Annotated in this window: 21 protein-coding genes; 10 read left to right on the top strand and 11 right to left on the bottom strand. The window is 68.8% G+C overall.

All coding sequences use genetic code 11. The features are described 5' to 3' along the window. The first annotated feature begins 4 nt into the window (after positions 1-4). Positions 5-1,483 carry a lipopolysaccharide biosynthesis protein gene (locus V8J36_RS18670; protein ID WP_336468833.1) on the top strand — a complete coding sequence of 493 codons (1,479 nt, stop codon included), beginning with the start codon at positions 5-7 and terminating at the stop codon, positions 1,481-1,483. A 54-nt stretch (positions 1,484-1,537) separates the two neighbouring features. On the opposite strand, the gene V8J36_RS18665 is transcribed toward V8J36_RS18670, so the two are convergent. Continuing rightward, positions 1,538-2,383, bottom strand: coding sequence for a nitroreductase family protein (locus tag V8J36_RS18665; RefSeq protein WP_336468832.1), 846 nt, complete (start codon positions 2,381-2,383; stop codon positions 1,538-1,540). A gap of 291 nt (positions 2,384-2,674) precedes the next feature. Next, a complete protein-coding gene (locus V8J36_RS18660) occupies positions 2,675-3,913 on the bottom strand; it encodes a polysaccharide pyruvyl transferase family protein (RefSeq protein WP_336468831.1) in 1,239 nt (412 codons plus the stop codon). Between the two features lie 191 nt (positions 3,914-4,104). Between V8J36_RS18660 and V8J36_RS18655 the strand changes: the two genes are divergently transcribed. Beyond that, the gene (locus V8J36_RS18655; RefSeq protein ID WP_336468830.1) at positions 4,105-4,764 is read left to right on the top strand and encodes a hypothetical protein; all 660 of its coding nucleotides are present in this window, start codon (positions 4,105-4,107) and stop codon (positions 4,762-4,764) included. 81 nt (positions 4,765-4,845) lie between these two features. Here V8J36_RS18655 and V8J36_RS18650 read toward each other — a convergent pair whose 3' ends face one another. From V8J36_RS18650 to V8J36_RS18630, 5 genes are all read right to left on the bottom strand, one after another. Next, positions 4,846-6,720: a hypothetical protein gene (locus V8J36_RS18650; protein ID WP_336468829.1), complete on the bottom strand. Its 1,875-nt coding sequence runs from the start codon at positions 6,718-6,720 to the stop codon at positions 4,846-4,848. Between the two features lie 4 nt (positions 6,721-6,724). Continuing rightward, on the bottom strand, positions 6,725-6,985 hold the full coding sequence (locus tag V8J36_RS18645; protein WP_336468828.1) for a spike base protein, RCAP_Rcc01079 family: 261 nt from the start codon (positions 6,983-6,985) through the stop codon (positions 6,725-6,727). Positions 6,986-7,124: 139 nt separating this feature from the next. Next, entirely contained in the window at positions 7,125-8,399 is a 1,275-nt protein-coding gene (locus tag V8J36_RS18640) for a right-handed parallel beta-helix repeat-containing protein (protein ID WP_336468827.1), read from the bottom strand. A gap of 24 nt (positions 8,400-8,423) precedes the next feature. Next, positions 8,424-9,344 carry a glycosyltransferase family 2 protein gene (locus V8J36_RS18635; protein WP_336468826.1) on the bottom strand — a complete coding sequence of 307 codons (921 nt, stop codon included), beginning with the start codon at positions 9,342-9,344 and terminating at the stop codon, positions 8,424-8,426. Continuing rightward, the gene (locus V8J36_RS18630; protein WP_336468825.1) at positions 9,344-10,816 is read right to left on the bottom strand and encodes an O-antigen ligase family protein; all 1,473 of its coding nucleotides are present in this window, start codon (positions 10,814-10,816) and stop codon (positions 9,344-9,346) included. The genes V8J36_RS18635 and V8J36_RS18630 overlap by 1 nt, the downstream gene beginning before the upstream one ends. Positions 10,817-11,386: 570 nt before the next feature. Here V8J36_RS18630 and V8J36_RS18625 point away from each other — a divergent pair. Beyond that, entirely contained in the window at positions 11,387-12,949 is a 1,563-nt protein-coding gene (locus tag V8J36_RS18625) for a GMC family oxidoreductase (RefSeq protein WP_336468824.1), read from the top strand. Positions 12,950-12,996: 47 nt separating this feature from the next. After that, positions 12,997-13,620, top strand: a complete 624-nt coding sequence (locus V8J36_RS18620) for a c-type cytochrome (protein ID WP_336468823.1) — start codon at positions 12,997-12,999, stop codon at positions 13,618-13,620. A gap of 35 nt (positions 13,621-13,655) precedes the next feature. On the opposite strand, the gene V8J36_RS18615 is transcribed toward V8J36_RS18620, so the two are convergent. Beyond that, positions 13,656-14,645 carry an acyltransferase family protein gene (locus tag V8J36_RS18615; RefSeq protein WP_336468822.1) on the bottom strand — a complete coding sequence of 330 codons (990 nt, stop codon included), beginning with the start codon at positions 14,643-14,645 and terminating at the stop codon, positions 13,656-13,658. Between the two features lie 116 nt (positions 14,646-14,761). Next, a complete protein-coding gene (locus V8J36_RS18610; protein ID WP_336468821.1) occupies positions 14,762-15,787 on the bottom strand; it encodes a glycosyltransferase family 2 protein in 1,026 nt (341 codons plus the stop codon). 183 nt (positions 15,788-15,970) lie between these two features. Here V8J36_RS18610 and V8J36_RS18605 point away from each other — a divergent pair, with 183 nt between their 5' ends. The 3 genes from V8J36_RS18605 (at position 15,971) to V8J36_RS18595 (ending at position 19,450) form a co-directional block, all read left to right on the top strand. Beyond that, positions 15,971-17,167 carry a glycosyltransferase gene (locus V8J36_RS18605; protein ID WP_336468820.1) on the top strand — a complete coding sequence of 399 codons (1,197 nt, stop codon included), beginning with the start codon at positions 15,971-15,973 and terminating at the stop codon, positions 17,165-17,167. A 163-nt stretch (positions 17,168-17,330) separates the two neighbouring features. Then, positions 17,331-18,416, top strand: coding sequence for an acyltransferase family protein (locus tag V8J36_RS18600; protein WP_336468819.1), 1,086 nt, complete (start codon positions 17,331-17,333; stop codon positions 18,414-18,416). Positions 18,417-18,421: 5 nt separating this feature from the next. Beyond that, positions 18,422-19,450 (top strand): endonuclease/exonuclease/phosphatase family protein, encoded by a 1,029-nt coding sequence (locus V8J36_RS18595; protein WP_336468818.1) that lies wholly within the window; start codon positions 18,422-18,424, stop codon positions 19,448-19,450. Here V8J36_RS18595 and V8J36_RS18590 read toward each other — a convergent pair. Next, positions 19,437-20,006: an acyltransferase gene (locus V8J36_RS18590; protein ID WP_336468817.1), complete on the bottom strand. Its 570-nt coding sequence runs from the start codon at positions 20,004-20,006 to the stop codon at positions 19,437-19,439. The two genes, V8J36_RS18595 and V8J36_RS18590, sit on opposite strands and share 14 nt — an antisense overlap. After that, a complete protein-coding gene (locus V8J36_RS18585; protein ID WP_336468816.1) occupies positions 20,003-21,241 on the bottom strand; it encodes a glycosyltransferase family 2 protein in 1,239 nt (412 codons plus the stop codon). The genes V8J36_RS18590 and V8J36_RS18585 overlap by 4 nt, the downstream gene beginning before the upstream one ends. A gap of 64 nt (positions 21,242-21,305) precedes the next feature. On the opposite strand from V8J36_RS18585, the gene V8J36_RS18580 reads away from it, so the two are divergent. The 3 genes from V8J36_RS18580 (at position 21,306) to V8J36_RS18570 (ending at position 23,563) form a co-directional block, all read left to right on the top strand. Then, the gene (locus V8J36_RS18580; RefSeq protein ID WP_336468815.1) at positions 21,306-21,755 is read left to right on the top strand and encodes a UDP-N-acetylglucosamine--LPS N-acetylglucosamine transferase; all 450 of its coding nucleotides are present in this window, start codon (positions 21,306-21,308) and stop codon (positions 21,753-21,755) included. Further along, positions 21,752-22,249 (top strand): glycosyltransferase, encoded by a 498-nt coding sequence (locus tag V8J36_RS18575; protein ID WP_336468814.1) that lies wholly within the window; start codon positions 21,752-21,754, stop codon positions 22,247-22,249. The genes V8J36_RS18580 and V8J36_RS18575 overlap by 4 nt, the downstream gene beginning before the upstream one ends. A 381-nt stretch (positions 22,250-22,630) precedes the next feature. Continuing rightward, a complete protein-coding gene (locus tag V8J36_RS18570; RefSeq protein WP_336468813.1) occupies positions 22,631-23,563 on the top strand; it encodes an IS5 family transposase in 933 nt (310 codons plus the stop codon). Positions 23,564-23,577: the final 14 nt, after the last annotated feature.

Genomic DNA, 23,577 nt, shown 5'->3' with positions numbered 1-23,577 from the left:
CGCCATGACAGACAAGGGCCTCCGCCATCGCGCCGTCAGCGGCATGAAATGGAGCATGGCCGGGCGGCTGCTGAAGTCCGGCCTCGGCATCGTCACCCTGGCGGTGGTCTCCCGCTACCTCTCTCCGGCGGAATTCGGCACCGTTGCCCTGGTGATGTTCATCACCGGTTTCGCCCAGCTCTTCATCGACGCGGGCCTGCGCATCGCGCTCGTGCAGCGCGAGACCATCACCGAGTTGCAGAAGAACACCGTCTTCTGGGGCAGCCTCGCCAATGCGCTCGTGCTCGCCGGGCTGGTCGTGGTGCTGGCGCCGCAGATCGCCGCGGCCTTCGATGCCGAAGCGGTGACCCCGCTCGTCCGCTGGATCGCGCCGATCTTCCCCCTCGCTGCCCTGCAGGGCGTCTCGCTCACCCTGCTCGAACGGCGCTTCGACTTCGCGCGGCTCGCGATCTCGGATTTCAGTTCGGCCGTGGCCGGGGCACTGACGGCGATGGCGCTGGTCGTGGCGGGCCATGGCATGGCCGGGCTGATCGCCCAGCAGCTGGTCCAGGCCCTGGCCGGCACGCTGATCCTGACCGCGATGGCCCGCTGGCGCCCCTCGCTGCGCTTCAGCTGGACCGAATACCGGAGCCTCGCCAGCTACGGCGGCTATGTCCTGCTGTCGGGGATCGTGAACTTCCTCAACGTGAACCTGTCGCGCCCGATCGTGGCGGGCGTGATCTCGGCCCCGGTGCTGGGCCATTACACCATGGCCCAGCAGGTGGTGGCCTCGCCGTTCCGGATCATCGTGAGCATGGCGCGCAAGGTGATGTTCCCGATCCTGTCCTCGGTCCAGAGCGACCGCCAGCGGGTCGGCACCGCCTATCTGACCGTGCAGTTCGCGATCATGGCGGTGATGGCGCCCGCCAGCCTCGGCGTGGCCGCGGTGACCTATCCGCTGACCGGCCTGCTGCTCGGCCCGACCTGGGGGCCGACGGCGCCGCTGATCCAGCTCGTCGCGATCCAGATCCTGCTGAGCCCGATCCAGGAGACCAACCAGACGGTGCTGGCCTCGCTCGGCCATGCGCGGTTCCAATTCTGGTGGGGGCTGATCGCGGGCGGGATCAGCACCGGCGGCATGTGGGTGGCGGCGCATTGGGGGATCGAGGCGGCGGTGCTGTCGCGCTCGGTGCTGATGATCGTGACGATCCCGGCGCTCTCGACCTATACGATGCGGCAGATGGATCTGCGCGGCTGGGCGCTGGCCGGCGCGCTGCAGGGGCCGATGCTTGCCGCGCTGGTGATGTTCGGGGCGGTCTTCGGGCTGCTGGAGCATCTGACCCTGCCGGATCTGGCGGAACTGGCGATCGGCATCCCGCTCGGGGCGGCGCTCTATGTGCCGCTGCTGTTCCTGCTGGCCCCGGCCCGGACCCGCGACCTGCGCGACACGCTGCTGCGCCGCAAGCGGCGCGCTCCGGCACCGGGTGTCGCCAGCAGCGCCTGAGCCCGGATCCCGGCCTTCCCGACAGCCGGACCCGGCTGCGGACCCGGCTGGGGCTCAGGCCATCACCGTCAGCACCTCGCCCGCCCGCGGCGCGGGCGAGACCGCGACCGCCACCCGGTCGGGGATCTGGCCCACGGCCAGGAAGGTGATCACGATCTCATTGTCCGGCACGCCGAGCGCCGCGCGCATCTTCGCGTCGCGCCAGCCGATGGTCGCGCTGTTGAGCATGCAGGTGCCCAGACCCTGGGCATGCAGCGCATTGACGAGCGACATCGCGAACATGCCGCCGTCGATCCAGCCCTGATTGCGCTCGCCGAAATCGGTGAAGGCCGCGAGATCGACGGTGATCATCGCCACCGCCCCCGCCAGATGGCCGAAGCCGCGGTTGCCGTTCTGATAGCCCAGCATCTTCGCCCGCACCGCCGGGTCGAAGGCGACCCGCACCCGGCGCGATTCCCGGTTGCAGACCCGCGGGGTCTTCAGCGCCGTCTCCACCGCCCGCGCGATAGCCGCCTCGGGCACCGGGGCGCCGGTGAACTGGCGGATCGAATGGCGCATCTTCGCGAACCGGTCGAAGTCGATCATCGCCGCCGCCAGGATCTCGTCGCGGGTCAGGGTCTTCACCCCGCCTTCGAAATTGTCGCTGCCCTGGGCGAAGCTGCGGATCTCGGGCCGGACCGCCGCGCCGATCCGGTCATGGAAGCCGACCCAATCCCCGACCGCCGCCCGGGCGCCATCGCTGATATAGTCCCGTCCGCCCCGCTCATAGGCCGGCACCTCGGCGAGGAGCCAGTCGATCACCGGCTGGGCAAAACCGGGTTTCGGCTCCGGCAGGGCAAGTCCTTTTTCGATGCGGTGATATTCCTTGGTAATCCGCGCCGCGATGGCATTTCGCGACACCAGCGGGTTCACCGCCCCGGAGAAAGTCCTGAATCTCCGGAAGTCATAGAGGTAATCTTTAAGCCCGTCGTAGATGACCGCCAAGTTTCCGCGCAGCAGCAAACGGCGGGAAAGGGATATTCCCATCTGCAGTTCCCCATTGGATCGGGATGGCGCTAGGCTTGGACACGCTCGGTAAACATATTCTTAACGAGGCAGACCAACGAAACTGTCGCAGACAGAGTCAGCGCCAGCCTCCCGAGGCATCAAGCATTGCAACTGCAGAAAATCCTAGGCTGGCGCACGGCGCCATCAAGCCCTTTTTGCAACCGCAGGGAGCAGTGAGAAATTCTCCGCCGCCCGGGCCTTCAACGCCGGCAGGCGCTCGCGCAAGCTGGCCCCCAGCTCTGCCCGCCGCGCCCAGACCGAAAGGATCTTCTCGTCCTCAGCGGGATCGTCCATGAAGTCCTGCAGCGGCGTCACCAGCCCCTCCGCCCGGCTGTCCACGCCGAAGCAGTCCGACATGATGCCATGCCCCTTCACCGAATAGCCGATCACGAAGACCGGCAGGCCCGAGGACAGCCCGGCGATGGCCACATGCATCCGCTCGGCAATGACCATGTCGCAGCGCGCCACGATCGCCTTGTAGTCGTTCGAGGTGAAGAAGCCGCGCGCCAGCCGCAGATCAACCGGATAGCCCATCGCCCGCATCAGCGCATCGCAGGCGATCAGGTCGTTGTTCGAGGCGCGGTGATCCTCGACATGCGGGATCAGCAGCACCTGTGCCCCGGTCTCTGCCATCAGCCGCCGGGTCATCCGTTCCAACGCCTCGACATGGCGCCCGCCATCGCTGCCCGCGAAGCCCGCGATCCCGCCCGAGACCGAGAGCGCGATCACCGGCCGCGCAAGATCGATCCCGAACGAGGCCATCGCCTGACCGGCCCAGTCGGAGGGCGAGGGCTCGAGCAGGAAGGCCACGTCGGCTGTGAGCCGCACCTTCTCCTTCGGGAGTTTCAGATCGTCGAGCACATAGGCCAGGCTCGCCGTCTCGCGCACGGTGATCAGCGCGCAGCGGTTGGCGAGACGAATGAAGCTCTCGCGATGCTCGGGGTGGCGGAAGGGACCGATCGACTGGCCGAGCATCGCGATCGGCACGCCCTCGTCGGCGATCTGGTGCAGCGCCGCCAGATAGATCGAGGGGGTCCCGTAGTCCGAGCTCATGTTGTCGCCGCCGGTGGCCACCGCGAGGTCGAACCCGCGGGCAAGGCCCGAGACCGCGCCCAGCGTCCGCGGCCGGCCGGTGAGCTTGCGCAGGGTCCAGCGGCGCGAGCCGGGGTGGATGAAGGAGCGATAACGGCGCTCGCTGTAGGGATCGTAATGGCAGGGCAGGCCGCGCAGCTGCAGGAAAGGCTCGTTGACCTCGGGATCGGTGGTCAACACCTCGACGGAGGCGCCGGGAAAAGTCTTGCGCAACTCGGCCGCCTTCGAGGCGACAAGAGCGTCGACACCGCGATTGCTCATGCGGGTCACGGTCGTGATCAGGATCTTCAAGGAAACGGCCTCGGTTCGCGGGTCTGTTTGCGCTCACTCTGCGGTGCGGCACTCCCGGCGGCAAGGCCAAATGCCCGGCTGTCTCCCTCAGGGCACGACGCGCGCCAATTCCCGCCAAGGCTGAATATTGTACTTCCCCTAGCGGGTCCAAGGACACAGAATGGTCAATATTTCCTGAATAGGGGCTTTCCATGAAGGCACAGATTCTTGCGGCCCTGCTGGGGCTTGCACCGCTCGCGGCCCCGGCGGCCACGCTCACCTTCACCGGACTGCCCGATCTTGGCGGTGTTGCCGCGGGCTCCGAGGATTGGATCGAGGCAGGTGTCACCGTCTCGGGTGGGGCGGAATCCTATGGCATCGAGAACGCCGCCCATCTCGACGATGCGGGAACCGGCTATGCCTCCAAGCTCACGTTCGAGGCCGGAGGGGCGGTATTCGACCTCGTCTCGATCGATCTCAGCCGTCAGAGGCAGAATTTCTATCTCTTCGACACCGAGGCATGGTGGGCGGATCCGGCACCGCTGTCTTACGACAATGTGCTCATCGAAGGCTTCCGCGGGGGGAGCAGGATCGCAAGTCTCACACTGTCCACCGACGCAGCCGAATTTGGGCTGACGTGGCATACCCTGACCTTCGGCGGGCTTTTCGCCGCGATCGACAGCTTCACCGTCTCGGCATTGTCTCCGTCGAGTTACCCCGAAGGCGCGGAGTGCACCGACTACCCCTGCGGGCATTTCTGGATCGACAATGTCACGCTGGAAACCGGCCCCGCCCCGGTGCCGCTTCCTGCCGGCGGCGCGCTGCTCGCCGGCGCGCTGGGCCTGCTCTGGATGCGCCGCCGCACCGCCTGATCCGCGCGCCGACCGCCTCGGCACCCGGTTCCCGGTCGCCCGGCCTCGACTTCGAACCCGGCCCGCCCGGGGCCGGGCCCTTCAGCCCGGCGCCGGCAGGCTGCGGGCCCCGAACTCGTCGATGTGGAACCCCGTCGTCGTGCCGCCGCCGGTGAAGCGGATCCCGGCCCCGCCGGCCGCCGCGACGGTGCCCAGACTCGCGGTGATGCGCAGCACGTCGTTGACATAGCCCCGCGCCACCGTCCCCTCGATCTCCAGCACCAGCCGCAGCTTCTCGTTTGCGGCGACGCTGGCGACCGCCCAGAAGCCCCGCTGCTGGGCCGCGCCCGCCACCATCTCGTGCAGATACACCCCGCGCCCCGAGGCGCCGCTGTCCGACAGGCCGAACTGCACGAAATCCTGCCCCGAGGCCGCGACCCGGCCCAGCAGGAAGGCGCTGCCGGAGCTCGAGGCGCAATGCACGAGCCCCGCCACCCGCTGGTCGACCCCGAGATCCGCGCCCAGCCGTGCAAGCTCGACCCCGGTGCCGCCGCGCCGCGCCCGGGCCGCGGTCAGCGCGGGCGTTCCCGCCAGCACCGTCCAGGCCCCGCCCGTCACCGCCGTCCGGCCCGCCAGCGCCGTGCCGTCGGGCGCCGCGAAATCGTCGCGCCGCTCGGCCGCGCCCGTCCAGCGCTGGTTCGGATAAAAATCCTGTGCCGCAGGCAGCGGCAGGCAGAGCGCGTCGATCTCCCAGCCACGATAGTCGGTATAGCCGTAGAGGGTCTGCACCAGCGCCATCGGGCCTGCCGGACCCGGCACCGCCAGCGGGCGCACCATCTGGCGGTCGGCCTCGGCCACCACCTGCCTGGTCCAGCCGCTGGCAGGGTCGGGGCGGCTCCAGTATTCCAGCCGGTCATGCCAGATGTCGGGCGTGCACCAGCCGAGCCAGAGCGCACTGCCCTGCCCCGTCGCCGGGGCGAGATCGCCCCCCGCCACATATTCGCTGTCGGCCCAGAAGGCCCGCTGCGTGGTGATGCCCAGATCCTCGTGGGTCCAGTGCGCGGGATCGGTGCGGTCGGTCCCGCTCAGCCGCGCCAGGCGATAGGCCGCGGGTTCGGCGCCGACGGTGAAGGTCGCGTAAAGGATCTGCGTCGCGCCGGCATCGACCGAGAGCACCCGCGAGCTGCCCCCCGCCGGCGGCGTGTAAAGCACCGCCGCCGTCTCCTGCGCCACCGACCCCGCCATCGGGTCCGCCCGTTCGGCGATGCGGATCAGCCCGCGGCTGGCGCCGGCCAGCGTCGGGTGATCCCACAGGACCATCGCCAGCCGGTCCGACAGGCCGCGCGCGGCCATGTAGGTCTGGCCGGCAGAGGTGACGAGGCTCGCGCTGCTGCCCCAGGCCGCCGGATCGCCGCCGGCCGTGTTGCGCCAGACCCGCCATTCGGAAACGCCGACCCGGGTCGCGAGATGCAGCGCGCCGCCGGTCTCGAAGAACTGCGCATAGGTGGTCAGGCCCGACAGCCCGTCCTTGACGGTGAAGGGCCCGAGCCCGGCCGGATCGGTCCCCGCGGCCCAGGCCAGCTTCACCTCCGCGGCGTCGTTGTGCCCGGCCAGCGCGCAGATCAGCCGACCGTCGCGGATCCAGAGCGCGGGGGCGATGTGGTCGTCGGCGACATAGCCGCTGCCGACCGCATGGCGCGCCAGCGCCGCGCCGGTCGCGGCGTCGAACTCTCCGATCCACTGGGTGCCGGGGGTGCCGGTCGCGGCCTGCAGGCTGGTGAGGCCGGCATAGACCCGGCCGCGGGCGGGATCGTGCAGCACGCTGCGCTGCTGATGCCAGGACCAGGCGGCATCAGTCATCCGCCGCGCCGCAAGGCTGGCGGGGGGCGGCGGCTCGACGCCGCCGCCGCCGGGCAGGCCGCCGTCATCGAAGCGGGTCAGCGGCGCGGCGATCCCGAGGGCAAGGCCGATCTCCATCGCGTCACCACAGGCCGCGGATGCCGGTGGCGGTGGTGCCGGTGGCCATGACCCGGCGCGGGCGCAGCGGAAAGACGATGCCAGCCGCGACATAGACATCGGCGGTCTCGCCGCCCTGGGTGATCATCCGAACCGTGCCGCTGGCCGCGACATTGAGCGCGCGCGGCACCTGGGCGAGATCGGTGCTGTCGTTGGGGGTGATGGCCATCAGATGGCTCGCGGGGCTCTGCAGGCTGGGCGCATGGGACTGGAACGGATCGGACATCGGACTCTCCGGGCTCGGACCCGGTCCCCGCTGCATGCGGGGGCGGTCCACGGGGAGGGAAGCCTAGGGTCGGGCCGTCAAGCCGCGGTGACCGCACCGCGCGCCGGTCCAACGCGTCCTTTACGATCCGGGCCGGGCCTCACGACCCTTGGAAGGCGCCGATGTCGGCCCGCGCTGGTGTCCGCGGCTGGCCGAGGATGTCGCGCGCCGGAGCCAGCGCGGTGTCACCCGTTCCGATCAGGGGTCCGCCGGGCCTTGGGGTGAAGTCCTGCCGCGCCGGATCTGTGAACACCTGGCCCGGGACCTTCGCCACGACATTGCGGCGCAGGGCATTGGGGATGTTGCGGAAGGCCATGCCCACGTTGTTGGCGACCTCCACCCCGTCTGCCGTCCCCTCTGAGAGAGACACCCAAGGTGCTCCGCCGGGCTTGCCGTCGGGCCGCACCACCGTGTTGTTGAGAATGCGGCTGTTGCTGGCCTTGAACAGCGCGATGCCATGATAGGCGCTGGAGGTGACGAGGTTGTTGGAGATGGTGACGTTCTCGAACGGCCCATCGAAAAGCGAGATCCCCTGCAGCCGGCAGCGATAGGGATGTGAGGCAGGGCCGGTCCATTCCAACACCGTATTGGCTTCGATCAGCAGGTCCCGGACCGGCTTGCCCTTCTCCTTGCGCGAGGACCAAGACTGGAAGGCGTCCATGTGGTTGGCATCGATGCGAACGCAATTCTCGACGCGGTTGCCAACGAAGCGTCCGCCATCCCCAAGCCCTCGCAACGCGTCGCCGCTGAACCCGAGGATATGGTTGCCCTGCACCAGCATGTCGGGTCCGTTTGCGGTGATCCCGAACGAGACGCCGGTCAGGCGACTGTCCACGATGGCGTTTCCCTGCCCCCACAGGGTCACGCCCTTGGCGCGCCAGTCATGCTTCCAGTCCGCGGCAGTCCAGTCGAGATAGCTCTCGGGCGCGTCCGGTCTGCCGCGGATATCGAGCCTCTCGAGCCGGACCCCCCGGCCCGAGATGTTGACGAGGCTGCGCTTGCCATCGCCAGGCTCGGTCGGCCAGACGCCGAGGCCACGCACCACCAGTCCCGAGGCCTTGCCGACCGAGAGCGTCGAGACATATGCCCGCCCCTCATGCTCGGCCTCAATCACGAGCGGAGGCTCGAAATGCCGTTGCACGACCCGCATCTCGCCATGCTCGCCATCCATCAGCAGGATGCGATCCTCCCTGCCGCTCGCGGTGTGGTCAAGCGCGGCTGCCAGGCTCGAAAAGGGCGCCTCTCGACTTCCATCTTCCGAGGCCGTCGCTTCCGTGCCCGTGGGGGCGACATAGAGATCGCGCGCCAGTGCCGAAGCGGACGGATATGCGAGCGCCGCAAGCAGGATGACGGCATGCAGGGTAGGACGTCGCATCGGCGATCCTTTCGCGCGAAGGGCTCAGCCGAAACGGTGGCGCCCTCTCAGGTAGAGAAGATTGGCAAGATACTTCGGATCGCCCGGCCGGGCCCGCAAGGCCAGCCCCGCATGGGCCGCGGCCTCGGCGAATTCGCCAAAGGCGCGGTGAGCGCCGGCCAGGCGGTGGTGGTGATGGGCAAGCACGCCGGGATAGCGCGCCAGCAGCGCCCCGTGCTTCTCGAGGATATGCGCCTGCGCGGCCAGGCGCTTGCGGCTCGACCGGGTGATCGAGTTCTCGGACATCCGCTGCACGACCAAGTCCTCGTCCACGAAGTCAACCGGTCCCGCCTGCGCGACCCGCAGCATCAGCTCCCAGTCGACCAGTGCCTGCAAAACCTCGTCGAAGCCGCCGGTCGCCTCGTAGACGTCGCGCCGGATCACCAGCATCTGGGTCGACAGATAGCTGCCCCGCGCCAGGCTGGGCAGGATGTCGCCCGAAAGCGGCGCGATCGAGGGATCGGGGAAGCGCGCCTGCACCCGGGTCTCGGGGCGGGCATCGGCCTTGACCAGCATTCCGCAGTAGGACGCGACGAAAGACGACCCCTCGAGCCGCGCGATCTGCCGCGAGAGCTTCTGGGGCATCCAGACATCGTCGCTGTCCTGAAAGGCGATCCAGCGCGCCGAAGGGGCGGCCAGCGCCGCGCCGAGGTTGCGGGTGGCCGAAACGCCGGGCCTACCCCGGTTTTCGGCGATGCGCAGCCGCGGGTCGTCGATGCGGCGCAGCACCGCCAGCGTGTCGTCGCGCGAATGGTCGTCGACCGCGACCACCTCGAAGGGGGGCGCGTCCGTCTGCTCCAGAACCGAGCGCACCGCCTCCTCGACGGTGTCGGCGCGGTCGTGGCAGGGGATGACGACGCAGACGAGGGGGGCGGTCATGGTCTCTGGCGGGAGGGCCTGGCTCATCAGGAGGTCCGGTTGGGGCGCGGGAGGGAAGGCTTTCGGGCGAAACGGCTGTAAGGCGTGGCGGGTTCCGTCCCGCTGTCGCGGGCATTCTTGACTATGGCAGGCTCGGGGGTCGGCGGGATGGTCAGCGGTCGGCCGCCACGGGATACGCGAGCGAAGCGGGTATAGCGCGGCCCCGAATCGGTCTCGACCGGCGCGGTCTGTGCATCGGAGTGGTTGTGGTCCTGGGTATAAAGCCAAGCTCCAGCCCCGAGATAGAACATCACGAAAACCGAGATCGCTCCCCACATGTAGACCGTCGCCAAGGTGAAGGCGACGCCGACGACAACGATCCCATGGCCGACGCGCAGCGCTTTTAAGCCGGGATCGGCAATCTTTGCACGGGAAAGCAGCACGAGGTGCATCAGGAAGGCCGCCATCAGCAGGCCGGCCCCGACGATGCCGCAACGGACAGCGATCATCAGCCAGAAGTTATCGACCGACGTCGTCAGCCAGCCGGGGCGATCCCAGTCCTGGAAGCCGAGCCCGATCCAGGGCGATGTCTTCACCCCTGCCCAAGCATAGTCGAAGATCGCGATCCGAGTGTATCCTGTGCCCGGATTGAAGGTCAGCGTGCCGATCAGCAGCGTCACCGGCGTCCGGTTCGACAGCATGTCGATCACGACATACGCGGCCCCCGTCAGGATCAAAAGCAGCTTCCAGCGCCCCCGCATCACGAAGCCCCACGCCAGCATCATCACCTGCAGCATGATCGACAACAGCGGCGCCGAGGACAGGGAAATGAATGTGCCATAAATCGCCAGCCCGGCGCCGGGGATCATCTTAGAGATCTTGCCGCGCGACAGCATCACGGCATTGGCGAGCGGCATTGAGCAGAACAGCCCCCACAGGATCGGATGTTCGAACACGCCGTAAACGCGCTCGAGCCCCCAACGGCCATAGGCACTGCGGCCGCGATAAGGCGTGTCGAAGACCGGGCGCAGCAGGTCGGGGATCACCAGCTTGCCGGTGAAGCTTTCATAGACTGCGAAGGGCATGAGACAGGCGATGGCGATCACGACGAAGCGGATCATCCGGCGATAGTCGGTTTCGGTGCGCACAAGGAAGCGCCCGACGAAATACCCTCCCACCAGTTCCACCGCGGTGATCCCGGCAAACGGAATGCGACCGCCGCTTGTTGTGATCACCAAGGACATGAACAGCCAGAATCCGTAAGCCAGAAACAGCCAGTCCACCAGCATCACCCGTCCAAGTCTGCCTGAAAAGACCTGGATCGCACATGGAAGGATCGCGATCAGCAGATAGACCCGGATCGGTGAAAGGACGGTCCCGCCGACACTGAACCTGATCGGCATCAGCACGGTGAACAGGAACAGGATCAGCAAAGCCGGTGCCGAACCCTTTTCGATCGCAGCCGCCAGGGCCGCGCCGCGCCCGGGACGGCTGCCCGCCATCTGGTCGATCGATGCCATGCCTGTAGAGAACTCCGCGCCGGAAACGACCTCACCCGGGGCAGGAGTTTAGTGCTCGCCCCCATGCTCCACAAGGCGCGGCACCGCTTTCCCTGCCGGATGCATCAAAGCGACTTTCCGCCTCCGATTGTCGCCCGGATCTTGCTTTCGAAAAGCTTTGCGTCTCGCGAACAATCCCCTAGGGTTGTTCCAATGGCTCCTTTTTGAGGTCCATATGCTGAGAAGACACCTGCTCTTCGCCTCGGCGGCAAGTTGCCTGCTGCCATCCTTCGCACATGCCCTGCCAGAGACCCAGCCGTCCGCCCTCCCGCGTCTCGGAAAAGTTCTCGACGCGACCCTGTCCGAGGCTCGGCGCAACGGGCTTGCCGCTCATGGGCAAGCCCTGGCCTTGCTCCCGAGGGCCGCGATCGCCGCCGCCGCGGCCGCGGATCACCGCGCCGGCCGGATCGTCGCCCTGCCCGGCCCGGCCGGCTCCATCGCCCTCTCCGAAACCGAGGCCGCGCTCTGCCTCTCCGCCTGGGCCCGCTCCCGCCATCCGGCCGGAACAGAGCCTGCGTCCGGGCCCGCAGCATGACCGCTTTCGTCGATGCCCGCGATCCCTCGGCACCGCGGATCCTGCGCGGCTCGGTCTGCATCGTCGGCGCCGGCGCCGCCGGGATCACCCTTGCCCGGGCGCTGGCGAAGACCCGCCCCGGCGTGCTGCTGATCGAATCCGGCGGCCTCGAGATCGACGGCGCGACCCAGATGCTCTTCGCCGGTCACCAGCTCGGCCAGCGCTATTTCGAACTCACATCCTGCCGGCTGCGCTATTTCGGCGGCACGACCAACCACTGGTCGGGCTTCTGTCGCGCCAACGACCCGATCGACTACGAACCGCGCCCCGCCCTCGGCCTGCCCGGCTGGCCGATCGGGCACGAGGATCTGGCCCCCTACATCGAGGCCGCCGGAGCCTCGCTCGGCATTACCGCCGCAGCCTTCGACCCCGCGGCAGTGGTCAGAGGGCGGGGCCTTGACCCCGACCAGCTGGTCGAGCGTCACGGCACGCATCTGATGACCAAGATCTTCGAACTCGCCCCCGACATCCGTCTCGGCCAGATCTTCCGCGACGAGATCGCCACCGCGCCCGGCGTCACCCCGGTGCTGAACCTCTCGGTGACGAAGATCGCCCTCGATCCGACCGGCACCCGGGTCGATCATCTCGAAGCCCGCACGCTCAGCGGCGTCGCCCACCGGATCGAGGCGGAGGACTACGTGCTCTGCGCCCATGCCATCGAGAATGCGCGGCTGATGCTGGCGTCGGACGATGTCATCCCGCAGGGCGTGGGCAATGCCCATGACCTCGTGGGCCGGTATTTTTCGGACCATGCCCATGTCGAGGCCTCGCGCTTCATCCCCTCGGAGCGGTTTCCCGCGCTTTACGACTTCGATGCCGCGCGCCGGCGCCGGTTGAACGCCAACCTCTCCTTCACCGACGACTTCCTGCGCGAACAGGGTCTTTTGCAGTATTATTGCCGCTTCACCCCGGTCTATGTCTCGCCCGAAGCCGAGGCCGCGCGCGGCCGGCTCAAGGCCGATCTGCTCGCCCCCGCGGACCGCCAGCTCTTCGCCGACATCGCCGCGGTGATGGCCGAGCTCGACGGGACCCGGCGCTGGCGCCAGACCCGCCGCAGCGGCTTCCGGCCGCCGCCGGTCTACCTTCTCGACCACCGGATCGAACAGGCGCCGAACCGCGACAGCCGGGTCGTGCTGTCGCAGCGGCGCGACGCACTGGGCAGCCGGATCGCCGATCTCGACTGGCGGGTGAGCGATGCAGACATCGACACGATCGCCCGCGGCCAGCGCGCGATCGGGCGCGAGCTGGCCGCGCTCGGCTACGGCCGGATCGAGGAGGAGGAGATCACCCGCCCCCTCGTCGAGGCGCGGGTCGAGGGTCATTACCACCATATCGGCACCCTGCGGATGGCCGACCGGCCCGAAGAGGGCGTGGTCGACCGCTGGCAGAAGGTGCACGGCGTGGCGAACCTGCATGTTGGCGGCAGCGCGGTCTTTCCCTCGGCCGGCTATTCGGGTCCGACGATGATGATCATCGCGATGTCGCTGCGGCTCGCCGAACGGCTCGGGGGGCGGGCATGACCGCCCTGCCCCTCCCCTCTGCGCGGCCTTTGCCCCGACTGCCGGCCGTGCTGCTCGCCCTTGTCCTCCCCCCGGTCGCGGTCTGGTTGCGCAGGGGGGCGACCCGGACGGCATGGGCGCTCTGGGCCCTGTCTCTGGCGGCCGTCCTGACGCTGCGCTTCCTTGCCGCGGGCCCCGGGATCCTGCTCTGGGCTCTGGCGGTGCTGGCGGCCCTGGGGCTGGTGCTGCGCGCCGCGCCCCCCGCTCTGCAGCTCGCCGCCCCCTGGCGCTCGGTGGTGGCCGTCTTCGGCACCGCGGCGCTGGTGCTGCCGCTGAGCGTGCTGCCACCGGGCCGGACACCGTCCGCCTCGTCTCCCGCAGACCTCGCACTCGTTGCCCGTGGAAACCACCTGGCCGAGGCCTGCCGGCCCTGCCATGCACTGAGCAGTGACGAGAACCGCGTCGGGCCAAGCCTTCTGGGCGTGATCGGCCGCAAGGCCGGCACGATGCCGGGCTTTGCCTATTCCGAAGGGCTGGCCTCGGCCGATTTCGTCTGGGAGCCGGAGCTGATCGCAAGCTTCGCCACCGATCCGCTGACGATGATCCCCGGCACGAAGATGGCGGTGAGCCCGCGCCCCGATGACGAGACCGCCGCGATTGTGGCCTATCTCCTCTCGCTCGCGCAGAAATGAGCTCCCGCGGTCCTGTCCAGGCCCGTGTCGACGCCTCAGGCCCGGACCGCCGTTCGCCACTTGGGCAGTTCGAACAACCAGGGCGCAAAGGGCTCGGCGAGCGGCCGGATGGCCAGAGAGCCGGCTATGGCCGCGAGCATCACGCAGGGCGTCGCCCACCAGACACTGCCGGGCAGGCCTTCGGTGAGCGGCAGTAGCCACGTGATGAACGCGAAATGAAGCAGGAAGATCTCGAGCGAACGGCGGCCAAGCCAGGTCAGACCGCTGCTGAGCCGCGGCAGATGGCGGGCGATCAGAACGGCGACGGCGGCGGCAGAGAAGACACCGGTCACCGCCACCAGAACCTTGATGTAGACGATCCAGGAAAGCCCCATACCCGCGCCTGCGGCCGCGACCCACAGCCAAGGCCTGCGCTCCACGCTCTGCGCGAGCGGGCGGCCGTACCAGACGGCGGCGAGGAAGAAGAACGCATATTTGAGGATGTTGAGTTCGGCGAAGGTCAGATCCGCAGTGCCGGACAACCGCTGGAACCCGGCTATGGAAAGCCCCATGGCGACGACGATCGCCATATGGCGGACCGGAGCGAGCAGCTTGGCCAGACAGCGGAACAACACCAGCGCCCAGAGAAACCACAGATGGGTGATCAGGTCCGAAACCGTGTAGATCGAGGTGAGGATCTGCGACCAGGGCGCGCTCTCCTTGGTCAGGAGGTACAACGAGTTCCAGACCAGGAACAGCCAGGCCGTCGGCAGCAGGTACCGGTTTGCATATTGCCGCCAGGGAAGCGCGAGACGGGAAGAGATCAGCAATGCCGACATGGTGAAGAAAAGCGGCATCCGCACGAGTTGCATCGGCCCGTTCAGCTTGTCGTAGACCGAGGCGAAGGGCAGCCCGTGGAGCTCGAAGAGCATGATGACATGGTAGAAGACGACCAGGACGATCGACACGCCCCGTCCGACATCCAGCCAGGCCGTTCTCTCCCCTCGACCATCCGCCACCTGTTCCTGCAAAATCACCCTCGGCATCTACATCCGCCCAAGCACAATCAGAACCATGCCTGCACTATAGCCCGGCCTCCACGAAAATCTCGCAGCTGCAGAAAATAAATGCTGCAACTGAACAGTCCTAAGACCGGCGGTCCCTAGCCCGGCAGCCCGCGCTGGCCCGCAAGCTTCGCGCCAAGAACCCTCGCCAGCTCCGACCAATTGCGCCGATCCTTGCCCAGCCAAAGACGCAGCCGCCCCCATTCGCGCCGCCGCAGCACCGTCCAGCCATAGCGGCGGTTGGCCTGCAGCGCCCCCGCCACCCGCGCATCGAGCAGCGCCGACAGCTCGGCGTCCATCTCTCCCTGCGCCGCCAGCGCCGCGCGCAGCCGCTCGGCCTCGGCCGCCACCGCCCGGTAGTCGACATCCGTGACCGAGCCCGGCGAGCGCGCGCCCGACACCGCCCCGATCCGGGTCGAGAACACGTAATGCGCCTCTTCGAGCAGGCCGAAGGCGGCCCCCGCGCGGGTCATCGCCACATACATCGCGCAATCCTCGCCATGGCGCAGCCCGGCGGGGTATTCCAGAAGCCCCTGCGCCTTCAGCCGGGCATGGAACACCGGCTTCAGCAGCCCGAGGTCGAGCCCGGTCGCCGCATCCCGCCCGAGGAAGTCGCGAAACCCGAGCCGCCGCAGCCCCCCCGCGGCCGGATGCTGCAGGCTGTCGGGCGCGGGACAGCCGGCGGCGAGGTCATAGAGCAACGGCAGGTCGGCGATGGCATCGAGCCCCGAGGCCTCGGCCTGCGCAACCAGCCGGGCCAGCCGCCCCGGCGCATAGGCATCGTCGGCATCGAGCACCGCGATCCAGCTTCCCCGCGCCCGGGACAGCGCGGTGTTGCGCGCCCCCGCCGGGCCCTGGTTCGCCCCGCCCAGCACCGCGACGATGCCCGGATCGGCGGCCGCCAGACGCGCGATCACCGCCGCGGTCGCATCGGTCGAGCCGTCGTCGACGATCACGATCTCGACCTCCCCGGGTGCGACCCCCTGTTGCGCGCGCACCGAGGCCACGGCCCGTTCGAGAAAGCCCGCCGCATTCCAGGCGGGCAGGATCACCGAGATCCGCGGAACGGGGCCGGACGCCCCGGTCGACGGGGTCGGGAACAGGAGGGGCTCGGCAGGGGACAAGCGGTGGCATCCTTTCGCAGCGGGACCCGGAAGCCGGCCCCGCCTGCATGATGGCCCGCGCCGGTCCGCCGTCAACCGTGACGGTGACAGACGCCGACCGGACGGCAAGGCGCTGGACCTTCCCGGCCAAATCCCCAAGATCGCCCTGCTGCCGCCTCCCCGGCCCTCTCGACAGGACGTCCCATGCCCACATCGCCGCCCCGCCTCGCCGTGGTCACCCGTAGCCTCGGCATTCCGTCCGAAGTCTGGATGGAGCGTCAGGCGCTGGCGCTGGACGGCTTCGCGACCACGCTTCTGGGCTGGGAGCGTCACCCCGAGGCCGCGCCGCCGCCGCCGGGCCTTGCCACGGCGGCGATCGAGGGGCCCTTCCCCGCCCCGCGCGGCCTGCTGGCGCGTGGGCTGCGCAAGGCGGGCCGGGCCGGCGCCTACCGGATCTCGGGCGCCGAGCGTGCCGCGATCGTCCGCGCCCTGGACCGGGCGCGTCCCGACATCGTGCTGGCGCAGTTCGGCTGGTCGGCGATCCCGCTGGCTCAGGCGCTGCCGCCGGACCTGCCGCTGGTGATCCATGTCCATGGTCGCGACGCCTCGGCGCTGATGGCGGAGCCGGCCTATCGCGCCGCCCTGAAACAGGCTCTGGCCCGGGCGCAGGGTCTGGTCGCGGTCGGCGCCCACCAGCTCGAGCGGCTGGCCCCGCTCGGCCTGCCGCCCCGGGTCGAGGTGATTCCCTGCGGCGCGCCGCTCGCGCTGTTCGCCGCCGGGCCGCTGCCCGCCCAGCCGCCGGCGACCGCCGCGACCCCGGTGCGCTTCGTCTCCGTCGGGCGACTGTCGGAGGAGAAGGGCATGCGCGAGAGCCTCGAGGCCTTCGCCCGGATCCTGCCCGACTGCCCGGAAGCCGAGCTGGTGCTGATCGGTTTCGGTCCGCTCTTCGACCCTCTCTCGGCCGAAATCCGCGCGCGCGGGCTCCAGGGGCGGGTGCGTCTGACCGGGCGGCTCGCGCCCAAGGCGATCGCGGCCGAGCTGGCGCAGGCCCACGTCTACCTGCAGCATTCGCGCCGCCACCGCGGCTGGGTCGAGGGCTTCGGCGTCACCCTGACCGAGGCGGGCGCGGCGGGTCTTCCGCTGCTGGCGTCGGCCTCGGGGGGGCTCGTCGACCAGATGGTCGAGGGCGAGAACGGTCATCTCTTCGCCGAGGGCGATGTGGCGGGGCAGGCGGCGCGGATGCTGGCGCTGGCGCGCGACCCGGCGGCGCGGGCGCGGATGGGCGCGCGGGCGCGGGCGCTGGCCGCCCGCTTCGACAGCGCGGCGATGGCCGCGCGGCTGGAAGCGATGCTGCGCGAACTCGCTGACAGTGCACGCACCGGCCCTGTCTCGCAAGCGTGACGACCGATCGGGCTGCCCGCTTCTGGCCTTTCCGCCGCCTTCGGGGTTATGGTTCTGCACGCGCGAGAAATTTGAGGGTCCGCGACCGGACCCACGAAGCCTTTGCCGCCGTTAACGACATGCCCGCCGCTCTCAAGGCCTTCAGAAGGACCCCGCCCGCCGCATGACCTCTCTTGGCACCCTCGCCACCGGGCGCGACAACAACCTCAATCTGATAAGGGCGATCGCAGCCACTGCGGTGCTGGTCTCCCATGCCTGGCCCATCGCGCTCGGTGCGGGATCGACCGAACCGCTGAAGCAAAGTGTCGGCCATCCGCTGGGCTTCCTCGCGGTGGTCGTGTTCTTCGCGGTCTCGGGCTTTCTCATCACCGCGAGCTTCGAGCGCTCGTCGAGCCATGCCAGCTTCCTGCTTGCCCGCGCATTGCGCCTGTTTCCCGGGTTGATCGTCAACCTCGCGCTGGTCGCCTTCCTGCTGGGGCCGGTCGTGACCGAACTCTGGGCCAGCGACTATCTGACCCTGCCCGAAACCTATCTGTTCTTCCTGCGCAACCTCGTGCTCTACAAGCCGGTCTTCACGCTGCCAGGGGTCTTCGAACACCAGCCGTTCCATAGCATCGTCGGTTCGATCTGGACGCTGCGCCACGAGGTGACCTGCTACATGGGCGTCTTCGCCGCCGGTCTCCTCGGCCTATGGGCCAGCCGGATGCGGGCAACGGCGCTGCTGGCAGCTTATGGCGTGGCTTGGGTCCTGCTGAGCTACGCTGTCCGGCTGCCGCAACCGCTGCCCGAATTCCTGCAACTGTCGCTTCCCTTCGCTCTGGGCGCGGGATTCCACGTCTGGCGGGACCGGCTGCCGATGTCGATCGTCGGCGTCGCGCTGACCGCGGGCCTGGCCTGGGCCACGCGAGACAGCGCAGTCTATTATCCCGCCCTCATCCTTGCGGTCAGCTACGCCACCTTCTGGGCAGGGTATGTCCCGCGGGGCGTGCTGCGCGTCTACAACCGCGTCGGAGACTATTCCTACGGCATCTATCTCTATGCCTTCCCGCTGCAGGGATGGGCCGTCTGGGCTTTCGGGGCGCAAACGCCGCTGGAGAATGTCCTCTACTCCCTGCCGCCGACACTGCTCTGCGCCATCCTGTCCTGGCACATCCTCGAACGGCCTGCGCTCGACGCCAAGAGCCGGATTCTTGCCCGGCTCGGGCGTGTCGGCGCCAGACCAGCGATCGGCAGTCGGCCCCGAGGCTGATCGGAATGCTCGGACCGTCCGGCGCCGTGGCCCGTCGACTGACACGCCTCGCCGCGGCGCTCGCGCTGGCAGGTGCGACCAGTCCGCTTTGGCCGGACGGCGCGGTGCTTGGAACCTTCGGGCGGATGCTAGACTCGCTTGCGCCGCACATGCTCGGACTGGCGGCCCTGCTGGCAGCCGCAGCGCTGGCCATACGCCCCGGGCGCAGCACTCTGGCACTGGGGCTGGCAGCCCTGATCACGGCGTCCGGAGGCGCGGCAGGCCTGATGATCGGTCAGCAGCTGCAGGCAGCGAACGCCGCGCCCCCCCTCCGTCCGGAAGCGGCCTCCACCCGTCTCTCCACCGGTCTCGACGTGATCTGGCTCAACCTCTTCATGGACAATCCCACCCCCCCCTCGCAGCTCGCCGCGGCAATCGAGGAAAGCGGGGCCGACCTCGTGATCCTGGCAGAAGCCAGCCCGCTGCGCCCCGAACTCGCCCGGCTCGCGCGGGGATATCCCGCAAGGATCGGCTGCGACCACCACCGGATCTGCGAGGTCGTAGCCCTGTCGCGGCACGCCTTCTTGCCAGGCTCGGTACAGCGGTTGCCCAGCTCACGCCCCGGGCGGCTGCTGCGCTTCGCGCTGCGCCCCGAGGGCGCGCCAGAGCACAGCCCGCCCTTGACGGTGATTGCCGCGCATATCGCCAAGCCCTGGTTCTACGGCTATCTCGAGGACGATCGCTGGTACGTGATCGACCGCACCCGGCAGGCGCCGGGCCCGGTGCTGGTGACCGGCGATTTCAACAGCGCCGACTGGAGCCGCCCGATGCGCGCCCTCATGACCGAGGCCAAGCTTGCTGCACCGGCTTGGCCGGTGGCAACATGGCCGGCCTGGGCCGGGCGTTTCGGTGTGCCGATCGACCACATGCTCGTGGCGGGCGGCGCCCGGCTGGAAGGGCTGCGTCCCTGGGGAGAGGATCTCGGCTCGAACCACCGCGGGCTGCGGGCCCGGGTGGTTTGGGATGCCGCGCCCGAGCGGATCAGCCGCCGATGATGCGCTGCGAGACGACCCGGGCCGGAGCGCCGACCGCGACCGCCATCGCCGGGATCTCGCCCCGCACCACCGCATGGGCCCCGATGATCGCACCATCGCCGATCCGCGCCCCGGGCAGGATCACCGCACGGGTTCCAAGCCAGACATCGTTGCCGATCACCACATCGGCTTCGTCCATCGCCTGATCCGTGACCGGATGTCCGTCGTCGAAGCGGTAGTTGGCAGCCGTGATCATCACTCCCGGTCCGAACAACACGTCCTCCCCGATCACCAGCCGGCCGCGGCCCGGCCCCGCCCAGAGCATGCAGTCCGACCCGATGCGCACCCGCGCCCCGATCTCGATCCTTTCGGGATTCGCGAAGAGAGCCGTCGGACTGATGTTCGCTCCGGGGCCGAGCCGGATCTTTCGCAGCGGCTGGACGTGGGAATAGTTGTAGTAATTGACGATCTTCACCGCATGGGCCCAGGCCCGGGGGTCGCAGGTCGACTTCAGCAAGCGCAGCAACCGCGCCGCCTTCGAGGGACGCGCCTTGTGAGCAGGGTCTTGCGCGCTCATGCACGGTACCCCGCCAGCCAGTCGCGGCGTCCGGCCCAGATCAGGCGCCACTTCTCCAGCGCCGCCCCGCGCCCGGCAAGCGCCAGGGCCAGCGCCGCGGCAACCCGCGTGCCGGCCCAGAGCCACATCAGCCCGACCCCGAGCGGCACCAAAGCCGCGGGCCAGTGATCGCGGATCAGCGTCACCCGGCTCTTGGCGACCATCATCACCTTGTTGGCGACCTTGCCCGACGAAGCCCCCACCAGATGCATGATCTGCGCCTCGGGGGTGATCATCGGCCGGTAGCCTTTCGCCCGGGCGCGCAGGCAGAGGTCTGCCTCTTCGCCATACATGAAGTAGCGCAGATCGAAGCCGCCGAGTTCGTTCCAGAGGCTGCGGCGGATCATCAGGAAGCAGCCGACCACGATGTCGACCTCGCGCACCGTGTCGCGCTGCCAGCTGCCCATTCCCTCGGGATTGAACAGGGCCGAGCCGCGGAAGACCGTCGTGAGACCGGTCGCCATGCAGAATGCCGACCAGGGCGTGATGCGCATCCAGCAGGAGGCGATGTTCAGCGAGCCGTCAGGAAACACCGTGCGGCCGCCTGTGATGCCTGCCTCGGGGTGAGCCATCGAAAAGGCCATCAGCGCATCGATCGCCCCCGGATGCACTTCGGTGTCCGGGTTCAGAAGCAGCAGCCATTCGGTATCGGCGCCTTCCGCGACGACATTGTTGGCCCGCGCAAAACCGAGATTGTCCCGAGACGCCACAACATCCACCTGAGGGAATGCCGCCGCCACCGCCGTTGCCGAACCATCCTCTGAATCGTTGTCCCAGAGCACGCAGCGGAAGGGCACTGCGGTGTTGGAATAAAGCGTCTCGAGACATTTCAGGGTCAGCGCGCGGGTGTTGTAGCTGACGACAATGACCGTGAGGTCGGGGCCGCGGGGCGATGGCGAGGGGCGTCCGGCGGCCGTCGTTGCTGCGGGAAGCGGCATCCCGCCGCTCGCTGCGGTCCAAGTCCCGGGTTCCAGATCCGTCGTCGTCATCTTGCCGCCTGTTCCTACTAGTCGTACCAGTCTGAATGTCCCCGCCCCGGAGCGCAATCGCCGCGGCGCGGAATAGGTTCCGTGCATCGCCATCGGCATGTCGTTCTTGCGATCATCGTGGACAAGGCAGGGACAATCCGTTGCCCGAACAGGGGCGCTGGCCCCTTTTGCCGCGCTGCGGCGTTTGCCGCCGGGACGGCGTTGCAAGCGGCCGCTTTGCACCGCAGTCTGGCGCCATCAGAGCATGAAGACGAGAGACGGAGCGGACAGGGTGACGAAACGGATATTGGCGATCGCCTCGGGCGGTGGACACTGGCAGCAGCTGATGCTGATGCGCCCGGCCTTCGAGGGCCATGACGTGACCTTCGCCACCACCCTGCCCGGCCTGCCCGAGCAGTTCGACGCCCGGCCCTATCACCTGATCCCCGACTGCAACCGCGACGAGAAGGCGGCGGCGCTGGCCTGCACGCTGCGGCTGGCCGGACTGATCCTGCGGCTGCGCCCGCAGGTGATCCTCTCTACCGGGGCGCTGCCCGGGGTGATCGCGCTGGCGATCGGCCGGGCCATGGGGGCGCGCACCATCTGGGTCGACAGCGTCGCCAATGCCGAGGAGATGTCCTCCTCGGGCCGGCTCGCCCGGCGCTTCGCGCATCTGTGGATGTCGCAATGGGAGCATGTCGCGGCCGAGGCCGGCGCGGATTACGCGGGGGCGGTGCTGTGATCTTCGCCACCGTCGGCACCCAGCTGCCCTTCCCCCGCCTGATCGAGGCGCTCGTCGCCCTCGTCCCGACCCTTGGCGAAGAGATCGTGATCCAGACCGGGACCGAGCCCGCGCCGGGCTGGACCGGAGCCGGCCCCTCTCCCGGACTTTCGCTGCACCGGACCCTGACGCCCGCCGAGTTCGAGACGCATTTCACCGCCGCCCGCGTGGTGGTGGGCCATGCCGGGATCGGCACGATCCTGTCGGCGCGGCGCTGGGGCAAGCCCTTGGTGGTGCTGCCGCGCCGCCATGCGATGGGCGAGCACCGCAACGACCACCAGCTGGCCACCGCCCGCCAGGTCGAGGCGCTGCCAGGCGTGCATGTCGCTTGGGAGGTGGCGGATCTGGGCCCGCTGCTGGCCCGCCCCGACCTCGCGCCGCCGCCGCCGGCGACCGAGATGGGCCCCTCGCATGCCGCGCTGGTGGCCCGGCTGCGCAGCTTCATCGCCGGCTGAAACCTTTCGCGCGCGAAAGGTTTTCGAACCCGACACAGGTCGCGGGACCGGATCCGAAGAGGGTGTCCAGAGCCGGGCGCGCGCGGGCTGGGCCGGCGGCTGCCGCGCAGAGGGACCGCCGAAACCTTTCGCGCGCGAAAGGTTTTCGAGCCCCGGGCAGGGCCCCGAGAGAGTCTTTTCGCCCGAAACAGGGTCTTTTGACGATCTGCCCTGGTGCGGATCGGGCCCGAATGCGGATCAGGCCATGAAGCTGACGGGCCCGCGGTCGCGGGACTGCGCCAAAAACCTTTCGCACGCGAAAGGTTTCGACCGGGACCGGCGTTGTTGCACTTATCGGTGAGGCGGATTCAGGTCGTAAGTCCTGAGTGTTAGCCTCGGGCCATGCCGAAGCCTTCTTCCCCGCGCTACCGCACGACGAACTGGTCCGACTACAATGCAGCGCTGCGACGCCGCGGATCTCTCTCGATCTGGTTCGACCCGACGATGACTTGGCACGCGGCCAAGACGGGCAAGCGCGGTCACCCAGAGACCTTCTCGGAGGCCGCGATCCAAACTTGCCTCACGCTGAAGGTATTGCTCGGCCTGCCGCTACGGCAGACGGCTGGGCTGGTCGCCAGCCTGATCGAGATGGCGGGGCTGGACTGGCCCGGGCCGGATTATTCCACGCTGTGCCGACGTCAGGCACGGATTGCGGTGCAGATCCCCTATCGCCGCCCGCACGGCCCCGTGACCTTGCTGGTGGACAGCACTGGCATCAAGTTCCGCGGTGATGGCGAGTGGCAGGCACGCAAGCATGGTAGGTCGCGCCGCAGGCAATGGCGCAAGGTCCATATCGGCATGGACGCGCAGACCGGCGATGTCCGAGCCGTCGAATTCACGTCCAGTCGGCAGGGCGACAGCCCGATGCTGCCAGATCTTCTGGCGCAACTTCCCGAGCATGAAGAGATCTGTTCGGTCGCGGCTGACGGCGCCTATGACACCAGGCGATGCCATGGGGCGATCGTCGCACGGGGAGCCAAAGCGCTCATACCGATCCGCAGGAATGGCCGTCCCTGGAAAGAGGATTGCCCGGCCGCCCGCGCCCGAAACAACATCCTGCACGAGACGCGACGCCTGGGACGAGCCAACTGGAAACGTTCGGTCGGCTACCACGTCCGAAGTCGGGTCGAGGCACGTATGAATTGCCTGAAAGCCTTCGGCGAACGCATCGCCTCGCGCGACCCCGACCGGCAGACCGCAGAGATCCAGATCCGCATCGCCATCATGAACAGATACAACACCCTCGGCACCGCCGAGATCATTGCCGTGGGCTGAAGACAGAGCGGGAA

It is taken from the genome of Frigidibacter sp. MR17.14 (genome assembly GCF_037095735.1).
In the GTDB taxonomy this organism is placed as follows: domain Bacteria; phylum Pseudomonadota; class Alphaproteobacteria; order Rhodobacterales; family Rhodobacteraceae; genus Frigidibacter.
The sequence above is the reverse complement of the archived record's forward strand: the minus strand, read 5'-3'. Positions and strand labels throughout refer to the sequence as shown.